Annotated in this window: 23 protein-coding genes and 1 tRNA gene; 8 read left to right on the top strand and 16 right to left on the bottom strand. The window is 69.4% G+C overall.

Features of this window, described 5'->3' with window-relative positions; genetic code table 11:
- The first annotated feature begins 164 nt into the window (after positions 1 to 164).
- The 5 genes from ugpB (at position 165) to ugpQ (ending at position 5316) form a co-directional block, all read left to right on the top strand.
- On the top strand, positions 165 to 1517 hold the full coding sequence (gene ugpB / locus KA711_09550; GenBank protein ID MCM0609224.1) for a sn-glycerol-3-phosphate ABC transporter substrate-binding protein UgpB: 1353 nt from the start codon (positions 165 to 167) through the stop codon (positions 1515 to 1517).
- Between the two features lie 189 nt (positions 1518 to 1706).
- Positions 1707 to 2591 (top strand): sn-glycerol-3-phosphate ABC transporter permease UgpA, encoded by an 885-nt coding sequence (ugpA, locus tag KA711_09545; protein ID MCM0609223.1) that lies wholly within the window; start codon positions 1707 to 1709, stop codon positions 2589 to 2591.
- Entirely contained in the window at positions 2588 to 3466 is an 879-nt protein-coding gene (ugpE, locus tag KA711_09540) for a sn-glycerol-3-phosphate ABC transporter permease UgpE (GenBank protein ID MCM0609222.1), read from the top strand. Before ugpA ends, ugpE begins: the two co-directional genes overlap by 4 nt.
- Before the next feature lie 16 nt (positions 3467 to 3482).
- Entirely contained in the window at positions 3483 to 4550 is a 1068-nt protein-coding gene (locus KA711_09535) for a sn-glycerol-3-phosphate import ATP-binding protein UgpC (protein MCM0609221.1), read from the top strand.
- Positions 4543 to 5316 carry a glycerophosphodiester phosphodiesterase gene (gene ugpQ / locus KA711_09530; GenBank protein MCM0609220.1) on the top strand — a complete coding sequence of 258 codons (774 nt, stop codon included), beginning with the start codon at positions 4543 to 4545 and terminating at the stop codon, positions 5314 to 5316. The genes KA711_09535 and ugpQ overlap by 8 nt, the downstream gene beginning before the upstream one ends.
- A gap of 9 nt (positions 5317 to 5325) precedes the next feature.
- Here ugpQ and KA711_09525 read toward each other — a convergent pair whose 3' ends face one another.
- From KA711_09525 to KA711_09510, 4 genes are all read right to left on the bottom strand, one after another.
- Complete coding sequence (locus tag KA711_09525; protein ID MCM0609219.1) at positions 5326 to 6645, bottom strand: MFS transporter; 1320 nt, start codon at positions 6643 to 6645, stop codon at positions 5326 to 5328.
- Between the two features lie 101 nt (positions 6646 to 6746).
- Entirely contained in the window at positions 6747 to 7976 is a 1230-nt protein-coding gene (gene argJ, locus KA711_09520; protein MCM0609218.1) for a bifunctional glutamate N-acetyltransferase/amino-acid acetyltransferase ArgJ, read from the bottom strand.
- A gap of 10 nt (positions 7977 to 7986) precedes the next feature.
- On the bottom strand, positions 7987 to 10737 hold the full coding sequence (secA, locus tag KA711_09515) for a preprotein translocase subunit SecA (protein MCM0609217.1): 2751 nt from the start codon (positions 10735 to 10737) through the stop codon (positions 7987 to 7989).
- Between the two features lie 150 nt (positions 10738 to 10887).
- Positions 10888 to 11952 carry a M23 family metallopeptidase gene (locus tag KA711_09510; protein ID MCM0609216.1) on the bottom strand — a complete coding sequence of 355 codons (1065 nt, stop codon included), beginning with the start codon at positions 11950 to 11952 and terminating at the stop codon, positions 10888 to 10890.
- Positions 11953 to 12024: 72 nt separating this feature from the next.
- Between KA711_09510 and KA711_09505 the strand changes: the two genes are divergently transcribed.
- Entirely contained in the window at positions 12025 to 12303 is a 279-nt protein-coding gene (locus tag KA711_09505; GenBank protein ID MCM0609215.1) for a hypothetical protein, read from the top strand.
- A gap of 25 nt (positions 12304 to 12328) precedes the next feature.
- Here the strand turns inward: KA711_09505 and KA711_09500 are convergent.
- The 8 genes from KA711_09500 to KA711_09465 all read right to left on the bottom strand — a co-directional run bounded on the left by KA711_09500 (position 12329) and on the right by KA711_09465 (position 18695).
- A tRNA-Thr gene (locus tag KA711_09500) sits at positions 12329 to 12404 on the bottom strand.
- 59 nt (positions 12405 to 12463) lie between these two features.
- Positions 12464 to 12964 carry a ClpXP protease specificity-enhancing factor gene (locus KA711_09495; protein MCM0609214.1) on the bottom strand — a complete coding sequence of 167 codons (501 nt, stop codon included), beginning with the start codon at positions 12962 to 12964 and terminating at the stop codon, positions 12464 to 12466.
- A 34-nt stretch (positions 12965 to 12998) separates the two neighbouring features.
- Positions 12999 to 13610 carry a glutathione S-transferase N-terminal domain-containing protein gene (locus KA711_09490; GenBank protein MCM0609213.1) on the bottom strand — a complete coding sequence of 204 codons (612 nt, stop codon included), beginning with the start codon at positions 13608 to 13610 and terminating at the stop codon, positions 12999 to 13001.
- 159 nt (positions 13611 to 13769) lie between these two features.
- A complete protein-coding gene (locus KA711_09485) occupies positions 13770 to 14549 on the bottom strand; it encodes a cytochrome c1 (GenBank protein MCM0609212.1) in 780 nt (259 codons plus the stop codon).
- Between the two features lie 20 nt (positions 14550 to 14569).
- On the bottom strand, positions 14570 to 15970 hold the full coding sequence (locus tag KA711_09480) for a cytochrome bc complex cytochrome b subunit (protein MCM0609211.1): 1401 nt from the start codon (positions 15968 to 15970) through the stop codon (positions 14570 to 14572).
- A 65-nt stretch (positions 15971 to 16035) separates the two neighbouring features.
- Positions 16036 to 16656, bottom strand: coding sequence for a ubiquinol-cytochrome c reductase iron-sulfur subunit (gene petA / locus KA711_09475; GenBank protein MCM0609210.1), 621 nt, complete (start codon positions 16654 to 16656; stop codon positions 16036 to 16038).
- A gap of 303 nt (positions 16657 to 16959) precedes the next feature.
- Entirely contained in the window at positions 16960 to 17922 is a 963-nt protein-coding gene (pdxA, locus tag KA711_09470; protein ID MCM0609209.1) for a 4-hydroxythreonine-4-phosphate dehydrogenase PdxA, read from the bottom strand.
- Between the two features lie 23 nt (positions 17923 to 17945).
- A complete protein-coding gene (locus KA711_09465) occupies positions 17946 to 18695 on the bottom strand; it encodes a Nif3-like dinuclear metal center hexameric protein (protein ID MCM0609208.1) in 750 nt (249 codons plus the stop codon).
- Positions 18696 to 18755: 60 nt separating this feature from the next.
- On the opposite strand from KA711_09465, the gene KA711_09460 reads away from it, so the two are divergent.
- Positions 18756 to 19913, top strand: coding sequence for a trypsin-like peptidase domain-containing protein (locus KA711_09460; protein MCM0609207.1), 1158 nt, complete (start codon positions 18756 to 18758; stop codon positions 19911 to 19913).
- Between the two features lie 6 nt (positions 19914 to 19919).
- On the opposite strand, the gene KA711_09455 is transcribed toward KA711_09460, so the two are convergent.
- The 4 genes from KA711_09455 to KA711_09440 are packed head-to-tail and all read right to left on the bottom strand — an operon-like array spanning position 19920 to position 23264.
- Positions 19920 to 20105 (bottom strand): hypothetical protein, encoded by a 186-nt coding sequence (locus tag KA711_09455; protein ID MCM0609206.1) that lies wholly within the window; start codon positions 20103 to 20105, stop codon positions 19920 to 19922.
- A gap of 13 nt (positions 20106 to 20118) precedes the next feature.
- Positions 20119 to 21054 carry a UDP-3-O-acyl-N-acetylglucosamine deacetylase gene (locus KA711_09450; GenBank protein ID MCM0609205.1) on the bottom strand — a complete coding sequence of 312 codons (936 nt, stop codon included), beginning with the start codon at positions 21052 to 21054 and terminating at the stop codon, positions 20119 to 20121.
- On the bottom strand, positions 21051 to 21857 hold the full coding sequence (eutC, locus tag KA711_09445) for an ethanolamine ammonia-lyase subunit EutC (protein MCM0609204.1): 807 nt from the start codon (positions 21855 to 21857) through the stop codon (positions 21051 to 21053). The genes KA711_09450 and eutC overlap by 4 nt, the downstream gene beginning before the upstream one ends.
- 9 nt (positions 21858 to 21866) lie before the next feature.
- Positions 21867 to 23264, bottom strand: a complete 1398-nt coding sequence (locus KA711_09440; GenBank protein MCM0609203.1) for an ethanolamine ammonia-lyase subunit EutB — start codon at positions 23262 to 23264, stop codon at positions 21867 to 21869.
- Positions 23265 to 23565: 301 nt separating this feature from the next.
- Here KA711_09440 and KA711_09435 point away from each other — a divergent pair, with 301 nt between their 5' ends.
- On the top strand, positions 23566 to 23781 hold the full coding sequence (locus KA711_09435; protein ID MCM0609202.1) for a 4-oxalocrotonate tautomerase: 216 nt from the start codon (positions 23566 to 23568) through the stop codon (positions 23779 to 23781).
- Positions 23782 to 23786 lie beyond the last annotated feature (5 nt).

Below are 23786 nucleotides of genomic sequence, written 5' to 3'. Positions count from 1 at the left end.
AGGCAAGGTCTCCGGTGCGTGCCGAACGGGCTATCCCGGATTGCGGGCAAGGGCGCGCTCCGCGAGAAACACAACTGTCATCCGGCGCGCCCACACTCGCGCCGGCCGTGGCGGCGCGCTGCACCGCGAGACGCCCGCCCGACCGCCCCAACGAGGAGATCCCGATGCGAGTTCACAACCCTTTCCTGCCCCTGCGCCGTGCCGCCCTGGCGGCCACGTTGGCGGCTGCCGTCGCCCTGCCCGCCACCGCCCAGCAGCGCCCGATCGAGATCCAGATGTGGATGGGCCTCACCGGCCAGGGCGGCGAGCTGCTCACCCGCTTCGGCGAGGACTTCAACAAGACGCAGAACGAGTACCGCGTCGTGGTGTCGTTCAAGGGCCAGTACCCGGAGCAGCGCGCCGCCGCCGTGGCCGCGTTCCGCGCCGGCAACCCGCCGCACATCATGCAGATGTTCGACGCCGGCAGCGGCGACATGGTGCATGCCAAGGGTGCCGTGGTGCCGGTGAGCGAGGTGTTCAAGCGCGCCGGACTGCAGTTCAACCCGGCCGACTTCATCGCTCCGGCCCGCGGCTACTACGGCATGCCCAACGGCGATCTGCTGTCGATGCCGTTCAACGTCAGCACCACCGTGCTGTTCTACAACAAGGACGCCTTCCGGAAGGCCGGTCTCGACCCCGAGAAGCCGCCCCAGACCTGGCCGCAGCTGATCGAGGCCGCCAAGAAGATCCGCAGCACCAACGCCGCCGCCTGCGGCTACACCACCACCTGGATGGCCTGGGTGATGCTGGAGCAGTTCGCGTCGCGCCACAACATCGCCTTCGGCACCCAGGGCAACGGCCGCGGCGGCCTCGGCGCGTCGCTGACGTTGGCCAACAACAAGCTGCTCGAGCGCCAGCTGCAGGCGCTGGTCGACATGCAGAAGGACAAGAGCTTCGACTACGGTGGTCGCAGCAACGACGCCGCGGCCAAGTTCATCAGCGGTGAGTGCGCGATGCTCACGCAGAGCTCCGGCGGCCTTGGGGCCATCGCACGCGACGCCAAGTTCGCCTTCGGCACCGCGCAGCTGCCGCACTGGCCCGACGTGAAGGGCGCACCGTACGCCACGACGATCGGCGGGGCCTCGCTGTGGGTGTTCAGCGCGCCCAACCGCAGCGCGGCCGAGTACCGCGGCGTCGCGCAGTTCCTGAACTTCCTGCGCAGCGACCGGGTGATGACGGAGTGGGCCAAGACCACCGGCTTCCTGCCGGCCACGAACAGCGCGTTCAAGGCCATGCAGGACGAGGGCTTCTTCGCCAAGAACCCGGGCCGCGATGTGCCGATCCTCAGCCTGATCAACGCCGCCAAGGGCGACAACACCAACGGCTACCGCTTCGGCCGCTGGACGGAGGTGCGCGACGTCTTCCACGAAGAGGTCGAGAAGGCGCTGCAGGGACGCCAGACCCCGGCCGATGCGCTGCGCAACACCGAGCGCCGCGGCAACGCGCTGCTGCGCGCCTTCGAGCGCACCGCAGGCTGAAGAAGCAGCCCTCAGGCGGCAGCTTTCGAAGCCCTTTGCCGCCCCGCCACCCGTTCGGGCTGAGCTTGTCGAAGGCCCAGGGACCACGGGCGCTTCGACAGGCTCAGCGCGAACGGGTGGGCCCGCGCCGTGTGCGCGGGCCCGCGTGACACGGCCGGCCCCAGCCACACCCGCCGGCAATACTGGCCCATGCAACGTCGCGTTGTCTTCCCGCACAAGCTGCTGCCCTGGCTGCTGCTGGCCCCGCAGCTGGCGGTGACGCTGGTGTTCTTCTACTGGCCCGGCGGTCAGGCGCTGTACATGAGCGTGCTGCAGCAGGACGCCTTCGGCACCAGCGTGCAATTCGTGGGGCTGGAGAACTTCCGCGCCGTGTTCGCCGACGAAGGCTATGTGCAGGCCTTCTGGCGCACGCTTTACTTCTCGGCCGCGGTCACCGTGCTGGCCATGGTGCCGGCGCTGCTGCTGGCGGTGATGGCCGACCGCGTGGTGCGCGGCTCGGTGGCCTACACCACCGCGATGCTGATCCCCTACGCCATCGCGCCCGCGGTGGCCGGCGTGTTGTGGCTCTTCATGTTCAACCCCTCCATCGGCGTGCTCGCGTGGTGGCTGAAGGCGCTGGGCGTGGACTGGAACCCCACGCTCGACGGGTCTGATGCCATGTGGCTCGTCATCCTGGCCTCGGCCTGGAAGCAGGTGGCCTACAACTTCCTGTTCTTCCTGGCCGGGCTGCAGAGCATTCCGAAGAGCCTGCTGGAGGCCGCGGCCATCGATGGCGCGCGCCCGCTGCGCCGCTTCTGGACGATCGTCTTCCCGCTGCTGTCGCCCACCACCTTCTTCCTGCTCGTGGTCGGGCTGGTGTACGCGTTCTTCGACACCTTCGGCGTCATCAGCGCCGTCACGCAGGGCGGGCCGGCCGCGGCCACCGAAACGCTGGTCTACAAGGTCTACAAGGACGGCGTGCACAACCTCGACCTCGGCGGCAGCGCCGCACAGAGCGTGGTGCTGATGCTGATGGTGGTGGCGCTGACGGTGCTGCAGTTCCGCTTCGTCGAGCGGCGGGTGCACTACGGATGAGCAGCGCCGCAGCACCCACCGCTGCCGACCCGCTGCGCCCCGGCCTGGCCTGGCTGGCGCACGCCGTGCTGTGGCTGGGCATCGCGGTCACGGCCTTTCCGCTGTACATCGCGTTCGTGGCGAGCACGCTGACGGCGCCCGACGTGGCCCAGGCACCGATGCCCATCGTGCCCGGCCCGCACGGCCTCGACACCTACCGCACCATCCTGCTGCAGGGCCTGCAGGGCACCTACCTCAGCCCGCCGGTGTGGCAGATGATGTGGAACAGCCTGCTGATGGCGCTGATCATCACCGCCGGCAAGATCGCCTTGAGCCTGCTGTCGGCCTACGCCATCGTGTTCTTCCAGTTCCCCGGCCGTATGCTGGCGTTCTGGCTGATCTTCCTGACGCTGATGCTGCCGGTGGAGGTGCGCATCATGCCCACCTACGAGGTCGTCAGCGACCTGGGCCTCATCAACAGCATGACGGGCCTGACGCTGCCGCTGATCGCCAGCGCCACCGGCACGCTGCTGTTCCGGCAGTTCTTCCTGACCATCCCCGACGAGCTGGTGGAGGCCGCGCGCATCGACGGCGCCGGCCCCTTGCGCTTCTTCAAGGACGTGGTGCTGCCGCTGTCGGCCACCAACATCGCCGCCCTGTCGGTGATCCTCTTCATCTACGGCTGGAACCAGTACCTCTGGCCGCTGCTCATCACCACCGACAACCGCCTGGACACCATCGTCGTGGGCATCACCAAGATGATCGGCACCGGCGATGCCACCACCGACTGGCCGCAGGTCATGGGCACCACGCTGCTGGCGGTGCTGCCGCCTGCGCTGGTGGTGGTGCTGATGCGGCGCTGGTTCGTCAAGGGCCTGGTCGACTCGGAAAAGTAGGAAGGCATACACACGAATGGCAGCGATCAGCCTGCGCCAGGTGGTCAAGCGCTACGGCAGCGGGGCCACCGCCAACCCCGTGATCCACGGCGTGGACGCCGAGATCGCCGACGGCGAGTTCGTCGTCATCGTTGGCCCCAGCGGCTGCGGCAAGAGCACGCTGCTGCGCATGGTGGCGGGCCTGGAGGCCATCAGCGGCGGCGAGATCGCCATCGGTGGCCGCGTCGTCAACGGGGTCGAGCCGAGTGAGCGCGACATCGCGATGGTGTTCCAGAACTACGCGCTGTACCCGCACTTCAAGGTCTTCGACAACATGGCCTACGGCCTGCGCATCCGCAAGCTGCCCGAGGCCGAGGTGAAGGCGCGTGTCGAGAAGGCCGCCAAGACGCTGGAGCTCTCGCACCTGCTCGACCGCAAGCCGCGGCAGCTCTCGGGCGGCCAGCGCCAGCGCGTGGCGATGGGGCGCGCCATCGTTCGGCAGCCGCAGGTGTTCCTGTTCGACGAGCCACTGTCCAACCTCGACGCCAAGCTGCGCGCGCAGACACGGCTCGAGATCCAGAAGCTGCACCGAGAGCTGGGCGTCACCTCGCTCTTCGTCACGCACGACCAGGTCGAGGCGATGACGCTGGCCGAGCGGATGATCGTCATGAACGCCGGCCGCATCGAGCAGATCGGCACGCCCGAAGAGGTGTACGGCCGGCCGCAGACCACGTTTGTCGCCGGCTTCATCGGCAGCCCGCCGATGAACCTGCTGGCCGGCACAGCCGAGGGCGCGCGCTTCATGGTCGGCGAGCACACGCTGGCCCTGCCCGCCCCGGCGCCTCGCACAGGCGCGCTGCTGCTGGGCCTGCGGCCCGAACACGCGCAGGTGGTGGAGCACGACGGCTGGCCCTTCGAGGTGGAGCTGATCGAGATGCTGGGCGCCGAGCGGCTCGTGTACGGGCGGCTCGGCGGCAGCGCGTTCACGCTGCGCATCGACGGCACGCTGGTGCCGCCGCGCACGGGGCAGGTGCTGCAGCTCGCTGCGCCGGTGGCGCGGCTGCACTGGTTCGATCCGGCCACAGGGCAGCGCGTCGATGGCTGAGCACCTGACCAAGCCCTGGCCGTTGCCGCGATGGATCGCACACCGCGGTGCCGGCAAGCTGGCGCCCGAGAACACGCTGGCCGCCTTCCGCGTCGGTGCTGCGCATGGCTATCGCGCCTTCGAGTGTGACGTGAAGCTCAGCGCCGACGGCGTGCCCTTCCTGCTGCACGACGCCACGCTGGAACGCACCACGCCCGAGCGCGGCACCGCAGGCGACCGGCCCTGGGCCGAGCTGTCGCGCATCGATGCCGGCGGCTGGCACTCGCGCGCCTACGCGGGCGAGCCCTTGCCCAGCCTGGCCACCATCGCCGCCTACGTGCAGCGCAACGCCTACGCGCTGAACATCGAGATCAAGCCCACGCCGGGGCAGGCGCACGAAACCGGCCGCACGGTGGGCACCTGGTGCGCCGAGCACGGCTGGCCCGGCGCCAGCCCGCTGCTGTTCAGCTCGTTCGAGCCCGAGGCGCTGGAAGGCGCTCTGGAGGCCGCGCCCGCGGTGCCGCGTGCGCTGCTGCTGGACAGACTGTGGGACGGCTGGGAGGCCGTGGCCCGCCGGCTGCACGTCGTGGCGGTGGTGACCAACCACCACGTCATGGACGCCGCGCTGAAGCAAACGCTCGACGGCCTCGGGTTGCGGTCCCTCTGCTACACGGTCAACGACCCCGCCGGTGCGCGCCGCCTGGTCGCACTCGGCGTGCACGGCATCATCACCGATGCGGTGGACCGCTTCTCCCCGGCGGCCGGGGGCGAGTTCGTGCTCGACTGAACGCCGGCCTCAGCCGGCCGGCCGCACATCGGCCTCCAGGCCCAGCCACTCGCTCTCGCGCTCGGGCTCGGGCAGATGACGCAGGCTGCGGATGATGGGCAAGCGCCAGGCCAGCACCACCAGCGACAGCGTCGTCACGCCGGCAAAGCCCAGCGCCGCGCGCAGACCCACGTGTTCGCCGAGCCAGCCGCCGAGCAGCGCGCCCGGGCCGGCGGCCAGCAGCGTGAGCCAGCGCATCGTGGCCGTCATGCGGCCCAGCAGCGGCTCGGGCGTGACGGCCTGACGCAGCGCCAGGAAGTTGATGAAGATGAACACCGCGCCGGTGGTGAACATCATGAGCATCAGCGCAAACGCCGCCACGCCCCAGGCGTTGGCCGGGGCCACGGCCAGGATCAGCCAGCCGCTGCCGGTGATGGCGTAACCCACCACCAGGCAAGGCCCGGGTCCCAGCGCATGGCTCAGGCGCCGTCCATACACGCTGCCGACGATGGTGCCCACGCCCATGCCCATGTAGCACAGGCCCACGGCCTGCTCGCTCAAGCCCAGCGTGCGCGTCGCGAACAGGATCTGCACCACCAGCGCCGCGTAGTGCGCCATCTGCCACACGCCCATCAGCACGGCCAGCACCACCAGCAGCCTCGTGCCGGCGCAGAAGCGCACGCCGAGCACGAGGTCACGCCAGAAGTGCGCCAGCGTGTCGCTGCCCTCGGGGCGCGGCTCGCGGCGCTCGTGCACGCGGAGGCCCTTGAGGATGAGTGCCGAGCCGATCAACAGCACGGCGTTGACGATCATCGCCAGCGGCGCGCCAAAGGCCTTGATCAGCAACCCGGCCAGGCCCGGGCCCATCACCTCAGAGCCCGATGTCGCCAGGGCATTCTTGGCGTGGGCCTCCACCAAGCGCTCGCGCGGCACCACCTGCGTCAGCACGATCTGCGCCGCCGAGCCCGATACCGTGTGCACGCTGCCGATGACGAAGCCGATGACATACAGCCACGGCATGGACAGCCAACCTGCCCACCAGGCCAGCGGCACGCTCAGGGCACAAGCGGCCACGGTGAGTTCGCCCACCACGTACACGGGCAGCTTGCGGACGCGGTCGAGCCACACGCCCGAGGGCAGGCTGAACAGCAGGAAGGGCAGCAACTCGATGGCCGTGAGCAGCCCCATCTGCAGCGGCGTGGCCTTCAACAGCACCGCCGCGGTCAGCGGCAGCGCCAGCATCATCACCTGGTTTCCGAAGCTGGCGGTGAGGATGGAGCCGAAGAGCCGCGCATAAGCCCGGTCGCGCAACAGGTCGCCCGGCGGCAGTCGAGGCAGCAGACGGCGCAGCGAGGTGCCCCCTCAAGCGGACGCCGCAGAACCGCCGATGCCGGGCTGCTGGCCTTGCCCCCCTGGAACGGTGCGCAGCAGCAGGCACTCCGGAGAGGAGCTCATGACCTGTAGTCGGCGTTGATGCTGACGTAGTCGTGGCTGAGGTCGCAAGTCCAGACTGTCGTCTCGGCGGGTCCGCGGTGCAGGTTCACGCGGATGGTGATCTCGGCCTGCTTCATGACGCGCTGGCCGTCCTCTTCGCGGTAGCTGGGCTTGCGGCCGCCACGCTCGACCACATGCACGTCGTCGAGGTGCAGGTCGATCAGGCCCTGGTCCAGGTCGGCGATGCCGGCGTAGCCCACGGCAGCGAGGATGCGGCCCAAGTTGGGGTCGGAAGCGAAGAACGCCGTCTTCACCAGCGGCGAGTGCGCGATGGCATAGGCCGCCAGCCGGCACTCAGCCTCGTCACGGCCGCCCTGTACTTGCACGGTGATGAACTTGGTGGCGCCCTCGCCGTCGCGCACGATGGCCTGCGCCAGCTGTTGCGAGACCGCCACGACGGCCTCGCGCAGCGCGCGGCCAGAGGCGCTGTCAAGCTGCTCGATGGGCGCGTGGCCGGCACGCTGCGTGGCCGCCAGCACGAACGAGTCGTTGGTGCTGGTGTCGCCGTCGATCGTGATGCGGTTGAAGCTGAGGTCGGCCGCCTCGCGGACCAGCTGCTGCAGCGCCGCCGGAGCGATGGCGGCATCGGTGGCCACGAAACCCAGCATCGTGGCCATGTTGGGCCGGATCATGCCGGCGCCCTTGGCGATGCCGGTCACGGTGACTGTGCGGCCATCGATATCGATCTGCCGCGACGCGGCCTTGGGCAGCGTGTCGGTGGTCATGATGCCTGCGGCGGCCTCGGCCCAGCCGTCGGCACGCCGTGCTGCCAGGGCCGCGGGCAGGCCGGCCTCGATGCGTTCCACCGGCAGCGTCTCCATGATCACGCCGGTGGAAAACGGCAGCACCTGCTCGGCACCGACACCCAGCAGGGCGGCCAGCGCCCGGCAGCTGCGCTGCGCGCGCGCCAGGCCGTCGGCACCGGTTCCGGCGTTGGCGTTGCCGGTGTTGATGAGCAGCGCGCGCACGGCCCGGCCCTCGGCCAGGCGCTGCTGGCAGATCTGCACCGGCGCGGCACAAAAGCGGTTGGTCGTGAACACGCCGGCCACGGCGCTGCCTTCGGCAAGTTCGAACACCACCAGATCGCGCCGGCCCGGCTTGCGCACGCCGGCCATGGCCACACCCATGCGAACACCGGGCACGGCGTGCAGGGACACCGGATCCAGGGGTGGCAGGTTGACCGGCATGGCGCGCAGCTCAGGCCAGGCGACCGTGGCAGTTCTTGTACTTCTTGCCGCTGCCGCAGGGGCAGGGATCGTTGCGACCGACTCGCGGCACCGGGGCTTCACCGAGCAGGCCGCCGGCATCGGCCTCCTGCACCGGCTGGCCGCTCTCGTCGGGGTGGGTGTAGGTGACGTTGGCCAGTCGCGCAGCCTGCTGCTCCAGCTCCTGCGCGGCCAAAGCGGCCTCGGCCTGGCTCTGGATGCGCACCGTCATGAGCAGCCGCGTGACGTCGCGCTTGACGACGTCAAGCAGTTGGCCGAACAGTTCGAAGGCCTCGCGCTTGTATTCCTGCTTGGGGTTCTTCTGGGCGTAGCCGCGGAGGTGGATGCCCTGGCGCAGATAGTCCAGCGCTGAGAGGTGCTCGCGCCAGTGGCTGTCGATGCTCTGCAGCAGCACCGCGCGCATGAAGGGCGTGAACTGCTCGACACCCACCAGCTCGACTTTGGCCTCGAACGCAGCGTCGGCCGCGGCCAGCACGCGGGCGAGGATGTCCTCGTCGGTGATGGACTCGCTGCTCTCGACCTCGGCCTGCAGCCCGATCTCGAGGTGCCATTCCTCGCGCAGCTCACGCTCGAGCTCGGGCAGGTTCCACTGCTCTTCCAGGCTCTCGACGGGCACGTGCAGGCGCACCACACCTTCGAGTGCACTGTGGCGCAGGCCACTCACCGTGCTGTCCAGGTTGGCGGCCTCGAGGATCTCGCTGCGCTGCTGGTAGATGACCTTTCTCTGGTCATTGGCGACATCGTCGTACTCGAGCAGCTGCTTGCGAATGTCGAAGTTGCGGGCCTCCACCTTGCGCTGCGCGTTTTCGATGCTGCGGTTGACGATGCTGGCCTCGATGGCCTCGCCCTCGGGCATCTTGAGCCGGTCCATGATCGCGCGCACGCGGTCCCCCGCGAAGATGCGCATCAGCGAATCGTCCAGGCTCAGGTAGAAGCGGCTGGCGCCGGGGTCGCCCTGGCGCCCGGAGCGGCCGCGCAACTGGTTGTCGATGCGCCGGCTCTCGTGGCGCTCGGTGGCCACGATGCGCAGGCCGCCCAGGGCCTTGACCTGCTCGTGCAGGCTTTGCCATTCGTCCTTGAGCTGTTGCGCGCGAGCCAGCTTCTCGGCGTCCGGCAGGCTCGGGTCGGCCTCCAGGAACTGGATCTGCTTCTCGACATTGCCGCCCAGCACGATGTCGGTGCCGCGACCCGCCATGTTGGTGGCGATCGTCACCATCTTCGGCCGGCCGGCCTGGGCGATGATCTCGGCCTCCTTGGCGTGCTGCTTGGCATTGAGCACCTGGTGCGGCAGACCGGCCTTCGCGAGCAGGCCGCTGATGAGCTCGGAGTTCTCGATGCTCGTCGTGCCCACCAGCACCGGCTGGCCACGTCCGTGGCAGTCGCGGATGTCCTCGATGACGGCGTCGTAGCGTTCCTTCGACGTCTTGTAGATGAGGTCGTTCTCGTCCTTGCGGATGGTCGGCCGGTTCGGCGGGATGACCACCGTTTCCAGGCCGTAGATCTCCTGGAACTCGAAGGCCTCGGTGTCGGCCGTGCCCGTCATCCCCGCCAGCTTGGTGTACATGCGGAAGTAGTTCTGGAAGGTCACCGAGGCCAAGGTCTGGTTCTCGTTCTGGATCTGCACGCCTTCCTTGGCTTCGACGGCCTGGTGCAGGCCGTCACTCCAGCGCCGTCCCGTCATCAGGCGGCCGGTGAACTCGTCGACGATGATCACCTCGCCGCCCTGCACCACGTAGTGCTGGTCGCGGTTGTAGAGGTGGTGGGCACGCAGCGCCGCGTACACGTGGTGCATCAGCGCGATGTTCGAGGGGTCGTACAGACTCGCGGCATCGGGCAGCAGCCCGGCCTGGGAGAGCAGTTGCTCGGCCTTCTCGTGGCCGCTCTCGGTGAGGTAGACCTGGTGGGTCTTCTCGTCGACCGTGAAGTCGCCCGGCTCGATGACGCCCTCGCCGGTGCGCGGGTCGGCCTCGCCGATCTGCCTCTTGAGCGCGGGCACGATGCCATTGATGCGCATGTACATCTCGGTGTGGTCTTCGGCCTGACCGGAGATGATGAGCGGCGTGCGTGCCTCGTCGATGAGGATGGAGTCGACTTCGTCGACGATGGCGAAGTTCAGCCCGCGGGCGACGCGGTCGCGCAGGTCCTGCACCATGTTGTCGCGCAGGTAGTCGAAGCCGAACTCGTTGTTGGTGCCGTAGGTGATGTCGGCGGAGAAGGCCTGCTGCTTCTCTGCGCGGTCCATGCCCGGCACGTTGATGCCGACGGTGAGGCCGAGGAAGCTGTAGATGCGGCCCATCCACTCGGCGTCGCGGCGCACGAGATAATCGTTGACCGTGACGAGATGCACGCCCTTGCCCGACAGCGCATTCAGGTACACCGGCAGCGTCGCCATCAGTGTCTTGCCCTCGCCGGTGCGCATCTCGGCAATCTTGCCGTGGTGCAGCGCCATGCCGCCGAGCATCTGGACGTCGAAGTGGCGCATCTTCAACGTGCGCTTGCCGGCCTCGCGCACGACGGCGAAGGCCTCGGGCAGCAGGTCGTCCAGCGTCGCACCCTGCGCGATGCGCTCGCGAAACTGCACCGTCTTGGCGGCGAGTTCTGTGTCGGAGAGCGTCTCCAGGCCGCCTTCCAAGGAATTGATCTGCTCCACCGTGCGCCGGTAGGTCTTGAGCAGGCGTTCGTTGCGGCTGCCAAAAATCTGGGTCAGGAACTTGGGGAGCATGGGAGGCGCTGGTTCGTCGGCGGGCCAGGGCGCGCAGGCCGCCGGGGACTGGTGAGTCGTCGAGGCCCGATCAGGTGGGGACGCCCGCGCCGCCCGCAAGCCCACGTGGGGTTGCCGACGGCAAAACCGGCGGATGGTATCACCGGGGGTTCATTGCCCAGGGCCTGCTGCGGCTGTCTTCCTTGCGGCCGCAGCGGGTGCAGACCGCGGCCGGGGCCGCGGCGGTTGGGCGAACGGCGCTGGTGCCATGCGCAGCGCCGGGGTGCCGGCGCCGCCGGCCAGGAAGCGCGCCGGGTCCTGCGGCACACCGTCCACCAGGACCTCGAAGTGCAGGTGCGGCCCCGTCGATCGGCCGGTGTTGCCGACGGTGGCGATGCGCTGGCCGCGCCGCACGAGAGCGCCCAGTGGCACCTCCAGCGTCTGCGCATGGGCATAGCGTGTGAGCAGACCGCTGCCGTGGTCGATCTCCAGCAGGTTGCCGTAGGCCGGGTGCCAGTCGCGCGCCACCACCATGCCGCCGGCAGCGGCCACGATCGGCGTGCCGGGCTCGGCCGGGAAGTCCAGCCCCGCGTGCAAAGCCAGGCGCCCGTTGAACGGATCGGTCCGGAAGCCGAATCCCGAAGTCGCCGGCACATCGACAGGCTCCTGGCTGGGCACCAGCAGCGCCGCAAGGCGGCGCTCCTGCAGGCGCGACTCGTACCAGGTGAATACATCGGTCTGCCAGTCTGCGGCCTCGCCAAGAAGTTCGACGCCCTGCTGAAGTTGCGCGAGACTGGCCCGCCGCGCCGGTACGAAGGGGCCGCCCCGGGCCGAGGCGGGCGCGGCAGCCGGCGCCGACGCCCCGGGTGCGGCGGGGGTTGGCGCCGGACGCAGTTCGTCGCTGCGAAGGCCGGCCAGCCCGGCGACACGGTCGCCCATGGACTCCAGCTTCACCAACTTGGCCTGCATCTCACCCACGCGCTGAGCGATGGCGTCGAGGTTGTCGCGCATGAAGCGCTCGCGCTGGGCAATTTCGTCGCGCACGATCAGCCGCACCAGAGGCGCCACCACCGGCCACCCCTCGCGCGCTGCCTTCAGGAAGACCAGGTGGTAGACGCTGCCGGACACGGCCAAAAGCAAAGCCACGAGCGCAGCGGCGGCCAGCGCGATCTGCCAGCGCGAAAGGTGAAGCACGCGCGTCCGGGCCATGCTGCCGTGGGTGATGAGCACCTGCATCGCTAGACTTCCTCCATGGGACGGTCACCACACCTGCCGGGTTCGCCAGCCCCCCCGTGGGCCACGCACGCCGTGGGCACGGCGCTCGCGCGGCACGAGGCGCTGGGCGCGCTGTTGGAGCGGGTGCGGGATTCTCGGGCCCGCCTGGCCTGTGTCCAACCCGTGCTGCCCCTCGGGCTGCGCGATGCGGTCGAAGCCGGACCATTGGACGACACGACCTGGATCCTGCTCGTCAAGCAGGCCGGCGCGGCAGCGAAACTGCGTCAGTGTGTACCGCAGCTCGAGGCTGCCCTGGCCAATGCTGGGCATGCACCACGCACCCTTCGGGTGAAGCTGGCACCGCCGCGCTGAGCAGCCCGGGCCGCATCGGCACGGGTGGTGCCGGCTTTCGGAATCGAACCGAAGACCTTCCGCTTACAAGGCGGGTGCTCTGCCAACTGAGCTAAGCCGGCGTGCCCGACCGGACTGTGGAAGATTCTAGGTTGCGAAGCGCCGCCGTCGTGGCAGGCGGTCACTTGATGCGCTTGAGGGCCGGGCGCGGCGACTCGCCGCCAGGCGGCGCGGGGGGCGGATCTTCCGGGTCGGCAGGCGGCGCCGGCTCGAAGCGGGCCAGACGAAGACCACGCGTGGGCTCGGCAGGAACCGGCTCGTCCGCGGCGGAGGCCGAGGCCGCACCGGCCGCCGCCGGGACCGGAAAGGCCATGCCCTGACCATTCTCACGCGCGTAGATGGCCACGACGTGCTCCACCGGCACGATGATCTCTCGCGTGACGCCGCCGAAGCGCGCCTTGAACTCGATGAAGTCGTTGCCCAGACGCAGGTTCGACGTCGCCTCGAAGCTGACGTTGAGCACGATCTCGTTGTTCTTCACGTACTCCATCGGCACCTGCACCGAGGGCCCCACGTGCACCGCGATGTAGGGCGTGAAGCCGTTGTCCGTGCACCAGTCGTGCAGCGCACGCACGAGATAGGGGCGGGTCGAACTGCCCGGGTTGTCGGTGAGGCCGGCCATGGTCTCGGAGTGGAAGATCAGCGAAGGCGATCCGTCACTTGCGCATGACCTTCTCGGACGGCGTCAGCGCCTCGATGTAGGCCGGGCGCGAGAAGATGCGCTCGGCGTACTTCAGGAGCGGCACCGCGTTCTTGCTGAGGTCGATGCCGTAGTAGTCCAGCCGCCATAACAGGGGCGCGATGGCCACGTCGAGCATGCTGAAGTCGTCGCCCAGCATGTACTTGTTCTTCAGGAAGATCGGCGCCAGCTGCGTCAGGCGGTCGCGGATCTGCTCGCGCGCCTTTTCGAGCTGCTTCTCGGTGGCCTTGACGCCACGGCCCTCGAGCAGGTTGACGTTGCTGAACAACTCCTTCTCGAAGTTGAACAGGAAGAGGCGAACCCGTGCGCGCGCCACCGGGTCGCCGGGCATCAGCTGCGGGTGCGGGAAGCGCTCGTCGATGTACTCGTTGATGATGTGGCTTTCGTACAGGATGAGGTCGCGCTCCACCAGGATGGGCACCTCGTTGTACGGGTTCATCAGTGCGATGTCTTCCGGCTTGGCGAAGATGTCGACGTCCCGGATCTCAAAGTCCATGCCCTTCTCGAACAGCACGAATCGGCAGCGGTGCGAGTAGGGGCAGGTGGTTCCGGAGTAGAGCACCATCATGGCTGGGGGCCTTTCATCGTCTTCAGTCGAGATTGTGCGTCGGATTGCGGCACCGGCCGGCGGGTGCGACGCGCTCGTGGAAAAAAGCAAAACGCAGTGGGTGACCGGGCGCCCCCCACTGCGCAAGGAGCCCCGCGCGCCGCGCGGGGCCAAGCCGGCTTACTTGATGTCCTTCCAGTACACCGCGTTCAGACGCCAGGCGATGACGATGAACACCGCCAGGAACAGCATCACCCACACGCCGATGCGGACGCGGCTCGTGGCGGCCGGCTCGGCCATCCAGAACAGGAAGGCGGTCAGGTCGGCCGCCGCCTCGTTGTACTGGGCCTCGGTCATCGAGCCGGGTTTGGCCATCTCGAACCCCTTGAGGTGCTCGATCTTCCTGCTTGGATCGCGGGGGTCGGCCTGCGTCTCGAACACGGCCCGCTGCTGACCCTGCAGTTCCCAGAGCGGAAAGGGCATGCCGACGTTCGGGAACACGGCATTGTTCCAGCCGGTGGCCTTGGTGTCGTCGCGGTAGTAGGTGCGCAGGAAGGTGTAGATGTAATCGGCACCGCTGTTGGCACCCTGGCCGAAGCCGGCGCGCGAGCGCGCGATCAAGGTCAGATCGGGCGGCGCCGCTCCGAACCAGTCCTTGGCGTCGGCCAGGGTCATCGAGTTCGTCATCAGGTCGCCGACCTTGGCGCCAGTAAAGACGAAGTTTTCCTTGATCTGCTGGTCGGTCAGGCCGATGTCGCGCAGCCGGTTGTAGCGCATGAACCCGGCGGCATGGCAGTTCAGGCAGTAGTTAGCGAACAGCTGCGCGCCGCGCTGCAGCGCTGCCACGTCGGTGACGCGCTTGGTATCGAACCGGTCCCAGGGCACGAGGCCTGCACCGGCAGCGACGGCGGCACCGGACCAAGTGAACGCGGCGAGCAGGACGAGGAGTAGTCGCTTCATGATGGATGCTCGGGATCGGGTCAGTGCGGCTGGAACACCACGCGGTCGGGCACGGGCTTGAACTCGCCCAGGCGGCTCCACCACGGCATCAGCAGGAAGAAACCGAAGTAGAAGAGTGTGCCGCCCTGCGACACCAGCGTACCGATCGTCGTGGGCGGCAGGATGCCCAGATAGCCCAGCACCACAAAGTTGACGACGAACACGCCGTAAAGCCACTTGTTCCAGGTCGGGCGGTAGCGGATGCTGCGCACCGGGCTGCGGTCCAGCCAGGGCAGCGGGAACAGGATCAGCACCGCCGCACCCATCACGACCACGCCCCAGAACTTGGGGTCGAAGGCCATCAGCAGGCCGGCTCCGCCGATGGCCGCGGCCATCGGCGCGAATCGCCACATGCCCTTGAGACCGGCGAACAGGTAGCCCACCACGCCGCCCACCAGCACCAGCACGACCAGCGCGTTGACGAACGGCGTCGTCACCGCGCGCAGCATCGAGTAATAGGGCGTGAAGTACCACACCGGCGCGATGTGCACCGGGGTCTTCAGCGGGTCGGCCGGGCTGAAGTTGTTGAACTCGAGGAAAAAACCACCCATCGTCGGCGCGAAGAACACCACGGCCGAGAAAAGCAGCAAGAACACGCTGACGCCGAGGATGTCATGCACCGTGTAGTACGGGTGGAACGGGATGCCGTCCAGCGGCTTGCCGGAGGCGTCCTTCTTGGCCTTGATCTCGACGCCGTCAGGGTTGTTGGAGCCCACCTCGTGCAGCGCGATGATGTGCGCCACCACCAGCCCCACGATGACCAGCGGCAACGCGATGACGTGCAGCGCAAAGAAGCGGTTGAGGGTGGCGTCGCCGACGACGTAGTCGCCGCGGATCAGGATCGACAGGTCGTTGCCGACGAAGGGAATCGCGGCGAACAGGTTGATGATCACCTGGGCGCCCCAGTAGGACATCTGGCCCCAGGGCAGCAGGTAGCCCATGAAGGCCTCGCCCATCAGGCACAAGAAAATGGCGACGCCGAAGATCCAGATCAGCTCGCGCGGCTTCTGGTAGCTGCCGTACAGCATGCCGCGGAACATGTGCAGGTACACGACGATGAAGAACGCGCTGGCGCCGGTGGAGTGCATGTAGCGCACCAGCCAGCCCCAGGGAACGTCGCGCATGATGTACTCGACCGAGGCGAAAGCCAGGTTCGCGTCGGGCTTGTAGTGCATCGTCAGAAAGATGCCCGTGACGATCTGGATCACCAGCACGAGCATCGCCAGCGAGCCGAAGAAGTACATCCAGTTGAAGTTCTTCGGGGCGTAGTACTCCGACAGGTGCTCTTTGTAGAGCTTGGACGCCGGGAAGCGGTTGTCGACCCAGGTCAGGAGCTTTTGCCCCATCGGCGCGCCGGCCGGGGCTTCCTTGAATTCAGCCATCGTGTCCTCGGACTTCGGATTTGCTGCAGCAGTGCGTGGCTTGGGCGGGGCGTTGGCGCGGGGCGTCAGGCCTTCTGGTCTTCGCCGACCAGCAGTCGCGTGTCGGACAGGTACATGTGCGGCGGCACCTCAAGGTTGTCCGGCGCGGGCATGTTGCGAAACACGCGGCCGGCGAGGTCGAAGGTGGAGCCGTGGCAAGGGCAGAAGAAGCCGCCCAGCCAGTCGTTGGGCAGCGAGGCTTGCGGGCCAGGCGCGAAGCGGTCGCTCGGTGAACAGCCCAGATGGGTGCAGATGCCGACGCCGACAAAGAACTCAGGCTTGACTGAACGCCACTGGTTGCGCGCGTACTCCGGGGTCGGGTACTGCGTGCGGGCCGACTGCGGATCGGCGACCTGTCCATCGGTCTTCTTGAGCGACTCCAGCATCTCGGGCGTGCGGCGAACCACCCACACCGGCTTGCCACGCCACTCGACACGCAGCATCTGCCCAGGCTCAAGCCCGGAAATGTCCACCTCGACCGGGGCGCCGGCCGCCCGTGCGCGCTCCGACGGGGCAAAGGTGCTGGCGAAGGGCACCGCCACCGCAACGCCGCCCACGGCGCCTGCACAGCCGGCGATGGCGATCCAGGTGCGCTTGCTTTTGTCGATGTCGCCGCCGGCGACGGCCTCGGTGGTGGTGCCGCTCATGCTGTTCCTCGAGGGGCTCACTCGGGAGCCATGGGTCTACAGGGTCAACCCGGGATTCTAGCCGACCACCCTGCGCCGACCTGACGCCGCTTCCGCGTCACGGCCCGGCTTCGGTTGACGCACCACGCCCGCGCCGCATAGGGTCTCGTCGCGGGCATCGCGCCCGAGCCGGGCAAGATTTCGGTCATGCCCCTTATCGGCAAGATCATGGGCGGACTCGAGTTCAACAACCACTTCATTGCCTTGTCGGGGCAGACGGCCACGACCTTCGTCGAAGCCAGGAAGGGCGATGCCCACGCTCCCCTAAGCGCGCGCCAGCGACCGCGCCATCCTCAGCGCGGCCACGAGGCTGGCCGGATCGGCGAGGCCCCGGCCGGCGATATCGAAGGCCGTGCCGTGATCGGGGCTGGTGCGCACGAAGGGCAGGCCCAGCGTGACGTTGACGCCCTGCTCGACGCCGAGGTACTTGACCGGGATCAGGCCGTGGTCGTGCGTCATCGCCACCACCAGGTCAAAGGCCCCGCGCCGTGCGCGCATGAACACCGTGTCGGGGGCGAACGGGCCCTGCGCATCGATGCCCTCGGCGCGGGCCAACTGCACAGCCGGCGCGATGAAGCGGATCTCCTCGTCGCCGAACAGCCCTCCCTCGCCGGCATGCGGATTCAGCCCGGCGACCGCGATGCGAGGCGCCGGCTGGCCCCAGGACCGCGCCGCCGCATGGGCGATGCGGATCGTCGACAGCACCGTCTGCAGGTCCAGCAGATCCAGCGCACGCCGCAAGGCCACATGGATGGTGACCAGCACCACGCGCAGCTCCGGGTTGGCCAGCATCATGCGCACCGGCGGCGGCACGGCGCCGGCGGGCGTGGCCAGGGCCTGCAGCATCTCGGTGTGCCCGGGGAACGGCACCCCTGCCGCCGCCAGCGCCTCCTTGTGGACCGGCGCCGTGACGAGGGCGGCGCCCTGGCCGCGCCCCAGCCACGCCGCGGCGGCCTCGATGCAGCGTGCGGCGGCGGCCCCGGCCGCCACGCTGACCTGCCCCCAGGGCAGCGCCGCCAGTCCGGGCGGCAGGCCTGCGGGCTCAAGCACGGCGAGACAGCCTCGCGGCACGGCAGCGACGTCGGCCGGGGCCTCGATGCGTGCCGTCATCGGCGCGCCGCAGCGTCGCATCACGTCGACGCTGCCCAGCACCACGGCGTCGGTCAACTCGCCCTGCATGAAGGCCTTCACGATGAGCTCAGGACCGATGCCGGCGGCATCGCCCATGGTGACCAGCAGCGGCGTGTTGCTCATGCCGGATTGTCGATCTCGATGAAGCGGTGCTCCAGCCCCAGCTCGGCGCAGGCCGCGGCCGCCAGCGCCGGCGCCCCAAAACACTCGGTGGCGTGGTGCCCGGCGGCGATGAAGGCCACACCGGTTTCGCGCGCCAGGTGGGCCTGCGGCTCGCTGATCTCGCCGGTGACGAAGACATCGGCCCCGGCCGCGATGGCGTCCTCGAAGTAGCCCTGGGCCGCGCCCGTGCACCAGGCGATGCGCGCCAGCCGCCGGCCGTCGCCCGGCACCACGACGGGCTCGCGGTTCAAGCCGGCGCGCACCGCGGCCACCAGCGCGGCCAGGCTGGCGTGCGCCGCCGCAGGGCCCAAGAAGCCCAGCTGCTGCTCGCCGAAGCGCGAATCGGCCGTCAGGCCCAGTCGGCCGCCGAGCTGGGCGTTGTTGCCGTATTCGGCATGGGCATCCAGCGGCAGGTGGTAGGCGAACAGGCTCACGTCCGCGCGCATCAGGCGCTTGACGCGTTCGGCCAGCCAGCCGGTAAGACGGCCATCCTGCCCACGCCAGAACAGACCGTGGTGCACAAAAAGCGCGTCGGCACCATCGGCAATGGCGGCGTCGATGAACGCCCGGCTCGCGGTGACCCCCGAGACCACCCGACGGACCTCGGAACGCCCCTCGACCTGCAGACCGTTCGGCCCATAATCCTTGAAGGCGTCGGGGCACAGCATCGCGTTCAGGTGCGCCTCGAGATGCTTGAGTGTCGTCATGCGGCCATTCTGAGGCCGCGGCTCGGGCTGCACCCGTCCCACCCTCTTCCGCCCCACTCCATGCGCCGCAGCTGGCTCGTCTTCTCCCAGGCCGTTACTGTGGCCGTGGCGGTGCTGTTCGTGGTGCTGACCTTCAAGCCCGAGTGGCTGCCGGGTGGCCGCGTGCCCTTGCCGGCGCCGACGCTGATCCAGGCCACCGCCCCGGCCCTGGCGTCGTCGAGCGCGGCAGGCCTGCACGGCAGTTTTGCGGCTGCCGCCGCGCGCGCAGCGCCGGCGGTGGTCAGCATCATGGCCACCAAAGGGGCCCAGCGCGGCGATGCCGACCCTCACGCCGGCGTGCCCGGGTTCGAGGAGTACTTTGGGAACCCGAGCCGCCGCCAGTTGGGCCTGGGCTCGGGCGTCATCGTGGCCCCCGAGGGCTACCTGCTCACCAACCACCACGTCATCGAGAACGCCACCCAGATCGAGGTGCAGTTGGTCGACGGCCGCAGCGCCGCGGCTGCCGTGGTGGGCTCCGACCCGGAGACCGACATCGCCGTGCTGAAGATCGAACTGCCCGGCGCGCTGCCCGTGATTCCCCTGGGCGACGTGCGCGCGCTGCGCGTGGGCGATCCGGTGCTGGCCATCGGCAACCCGTTCAACGTCGGGCAGACGGTCACCTCGGGCATCGTCAGCGCGCTCGACCGCACCGGCGCCGGCTCCCAGTTCCAGAACTTCATCCAAACCGACGCCGCCATCAATCCCGGCAACTCCGGCGGCGCGCTGGTCGACGCGGCCGGTTCTCTGGTGGGCATCAACACCGCCATCTTCTCTCGCAGCGGCGGCAGCATGGGCATAGGCTTCGCGGTGCCGGTGGACACGGCGCGCAGCGTGATGGAGAAGATCATCGCGGGCGGCGAGGTGCGGCGCGGCTGGATCGGCGTGGAGCCGCGCGAGATCACGCCCGAGCTGGCAGAGAGCCTGGCGCTGCCGGTCAAGACCGGCGTGCTGGTCGCCGGCGTGCTGCAGAACGGCCCGGCCGCCAAGGCCGGCTTGCGGCCGGGCGACGTGCTGGTGCAGGTGTCCTCACGCCCGGTGCGCACAGCGAGCGACCTTTTCGCTGCCGTGGCAGCGCTGGAGCCGGGCAGCACGGCGGCCCTGGTGGTGCAGCGCGGCGGCCAGGCGCTGACGCTGAAGGTGCAGGTGGGCGACCGAAACCGCGACGCCCGGCAGCGCTGAGGGCCGCTACAGCAGGCGCGGCAGCCGCTCCAGGATCAGCACGGCGAAGAAACCCAGTGCCGCGATCACCGTCCACTTGACGATGACGATGCCGCGCTGCCTCCACGCGGCCTTGCCGGTGCCGATGTAGACCGCGAAGCACAGCAGCCCGCTGACCAGCAGCAGGCCGAAGACCAGGCGAAAGATCATCATGGCGGCGCTCTCCTCACCAGGCCGGCGCCAGCTCGGCGAAGCCGGCGGGCGCGTCGGCGTCGCGCTCGAAGCTGACGGTCTCGAAGGCGGTCTCGTCTGCGAGCAACTTGCGCAGCAGCAGGTTGTTGAGCGCATGGCCGCTCTTGTAGGCCGTGTAGCGCCCCAGCAGCGGGCGGCCGGCGATGTGCAGGTCGCCGATGGCGTCGAGCAGCTTGTGCTTCACGAACTCGTCGTCGTAACGCAAGCCCTCGCCGTTGAGCACCCGCTGCTCGTCGACGACGATGACGTTGTCCATGCTGCCGCCGCGGCCGAGGCCGCGGGCGCGCATCATCTCGACGTCCTTGGCAAAGCCGAAGGTGCGCGCGCGGGCGATGTCGCGCTTGTAGACACCGGTGGAGAAGTCGAACTCCACGCGGCGGCCGGTGGCGTCGACGGCCGGGTGGTTGAACTCGATCTCGAAGCTGAGCGCATAGCCGTGGTAGGGATCGAGTCGCGCCCACTTGAGCGTGGCGCCCTCGCCTTCGCGCACCTGCACCGGCTTGTTCACGCGGATGAAGCGCTTGGGCGCGTCCTGCATCACCACGCCGGCGCTCTGCAGCACGTAGACGAAGGCCGCCGAACTGCCGTCGAGGATGGGCACCTCCTCGGCGGAGATGTCGACATACAGGTTGTCGATGCCGAGGCCCGCCAAGGCGCTCATCAGGTGCTCGATGGTCTGCACCTTGGGCAAACTCGGGTCGCCGCCCGGGCTGATGGTGCTGGCCATGCGCGTGTCGCTCACGGCGAACGCGTTCACCGGGATCGGTGTGCGCGGCTCGAGGTCGGTGCGCGTGAACACGACGCCGGTGTCGGGCGGCGCCGGTCGCAGCACGAGTTCGGTCTTCAGGCCGCTGTGCACCCCCACACCAACGGCGCGGGTCTCCGTTTTCAGGGTGCGCTGGCGGATCATGCAGCGGATTGTCCCGGAAGTCGTGTGGGCGCATCGTCGCGACGTTCGATGGCCGCAACAGCCGCGCCGACGTCGCTCTCGTCCTTGAGCGCCACGCCGGTGGCGCCGAGCCGGCGAGCCGCGCCCAGCAGCCAGGCCAGTCGCGCCGCGGCCTGGGCTGGGCTCTGGCCCTCGGGGCGGATGTTGCTGACGCAGTTGCGCTCGGCGTCGCGGCGGCCCCGGCGTGGCGCCCAGGTGAGGTAGGCGCCCAGGCTGTCGGGGCTCGACAGGCCCGGCCGCTCGCCGATCAGCACCAGCACGGCGTCGGCGCCCAGCCGTTCGCCGATCTCGTCGCCCAGCGCCACGCGCGCTTGCGTGGCCACCACCACGGCGCCCAGCGCCACACCCGCGGCATCACCCACGGCCTCCAGGTGGGCACGCAGCGCCAGCACCAGCGGCAGCGCGTGGGCTTGCGTGGCGCGCGCGCTCAGCCCGTCGGCCAGCACCACGGTCAGGCCCCCGGGGCATGGCACCAGCGCCGTGGCCGAGGCATCGGCCAGGCGGCGACCCAGGTCAGGCCGGCGCAGGTAGGTGGCACGGTCGGGCGCCGCACTGGCCACCAAGGCCGGCTCGATGCCGTGGTGGTGCAGCGCGGCCACCAGCGCGGGGACGTCCAGCGGCGTGTGCACGGCGTCGCGCGCCAGGGCGTGGGCCTCGGCGAAGCGCAGCCACTCGGCCGTGGGCAGGCTGGCGCCGGTGCGGCCGAGCGCGATGCGCGCCAGGGTGTGCCGGCGCAGCGCGGTCCAGGGATCGGGCGCGATCATCGCGGGGCCTCAGCGAGGGTCGGACAGATCGGCCAGCAGCGCGTGCCGCGCGGGGGCCGGCAACAACGCGCCGTCGGCCGCACAGATGCCCACGCGCGCCAGCCAGGCGTCGAACTCCGGCGCGCGCGGCAGGCCCAGCAGCCGGCGCAGCGCGGCCGCGTCGTGGAAGCTGGTGCTCTGGTAGTTCAGCATCACGTCGTCGGCACCCGGCACGCCCATGATGAAGGTGACGCCGGCGGTAGCCAGCAGCGTCATCAGTGCGTCCATGTCGTCGCTGTCGGCGTCGGCGTGGTTGGTGTAGCAGACGTCGCAGCCGATGGGCAGGCCCAGCAGCTTGCCGGTGAAGTGGTCTTCGAGGCCGGCGCGCACGATCTGCCGGCCGTCGGCCAGGTACTCCGGCCCGATGAAGCCGACCACCGTGTTGGCCAGCAAGGGCTTGAAGTGGCGCGCCACGGCCTGGGCGCGGGCCTCGACCGTCTGCTGGTCGACGCTGTGGTGGGCGTTGGCGCTGAGCGCGCTGCCCTGGCCGGTCTCGAAGTACATCACGTGGTCGCCGAGCGTGCCGCGCCCCCTGCCGCCGTTCTGCGACAGCGCGGCATCGCGCGCCTCGGCGAGCATCGACAGCGTGATGCCGAAGCCGGCATTGGCGGCCTCGGTGCCGGCAACGCTCTGGAACACCAGGTCGACCGGGTAGCCCAGCTCGATGAGCTGCAGCGTGTTCGTCACGTGCGTGAGCACGCAACCCTGGGTGGGGATGTCGTGGCGCTGGATGAGCTCGTCGATCAGCCGCAGCAGCGCGCCGATGCCGGCGAGGTGGTCGCCGGCGGGGTTGATGCCGATGACGGCGTCGCCGCAGCCGTACATCAGGCCGTCGAGAATGCTGGCAGCCACGCCGCGCAGGTCGTCGGTGGGATGGTTGGGCTGCAGGCGCACCGCCAGCCGGCCGGGCAGGCCGAGGGTGTTGCGGAAACGCGTGACGACGCGGCACTTCTTGGCCACGAGCATCAGGTCCTGGTAGCGCATCAGCTTGGAGACCGCGGCGGCCATCTCGGGCGTCAGGCCCGGGGCCAGCGTGGCAAGCGTTGCGCTGTCGGCGGCATCGGAAAGCAGCCAGTCGCGGAAGCCGCCCACCGTGAGGTGCGACACCGGGGCGAAAGCGCCGGCGTCGTGGGTGTCGACGATGAGGCGCGTCACCTCGTCGGCCTCGTAGGGCACGACGGCCTCGGTGAGGAAGTGCGCGAGCGGCAGATCGGCCAGCGCCCAGCGCGCGGCCATGCGCTCGGCGGCGGAGCGGGCGGCGATGCCGGCGAGCTGGTCGCCGCTGCGCTCGGGCGTGGCGCGGGCGAGAAGGGTCTTCAGGTCGTTGAAGACGTAACGGGTGCCGCCGACGGTGTGGGCCCAGGACATGAGGGAATCCTAGGAGCGTGGGCGGCAGAAATCCAGCCCCGCGCCGGGGCGGCCAAAGCCACTGGCGTAGGCCCGTCGCGCAGCGCGGGCTTGACGCCCGCGCCAGCGGCGCAACACCCGCCAGCGGCTTTGGCGGCCCCGGCGCGGGGCTGGATTTCTGCCGCCCACGCTCCTAGCCCGAGGCCGGAAGGCGCTGGCGAACCTGGGCCGTCGGCACCGCCCGCCAAAGGGCTGTGCGGGCGCCAGAGCGTGTCAACATCCCCACCCGTCGCAACCCTTGAGCCCACCCGGAACAGACACCATGCCCCTGATCCAAGTCTCGATGTTTGCCGGCCGCACGGCCGAGCAGAAGCGCGCCTTTGCGCAAGCCCTCACCGACGCCGCCGTGCGCACCGTCGGCGCCACGCCGGAGTCGGTGGACATCATCTTCACCGAGGTGCAGCGCGGCGACTGGGCCACCGCCGGCCGGCTGTGGAGCGATCCCCAGCCGGCGCCGCAGCCCAAGCGCGAGAGCTGAGAGTG

This window comes from Ideonella sp. WA131b, assembly GCA_023657425.1.
In the GTDB taxonomy this organism is placed as follows: Bacteria; Pseudomonadota; Gammaproteobacteria; order Burkholderiales; family Burkholderiaceae_C; genus Rubrivivax.
The sequence above is the reverse complement of the archived record's forward strand: the minus strand, read 5'-3'. Positions and strand labels throughout refer to the sequence as shown.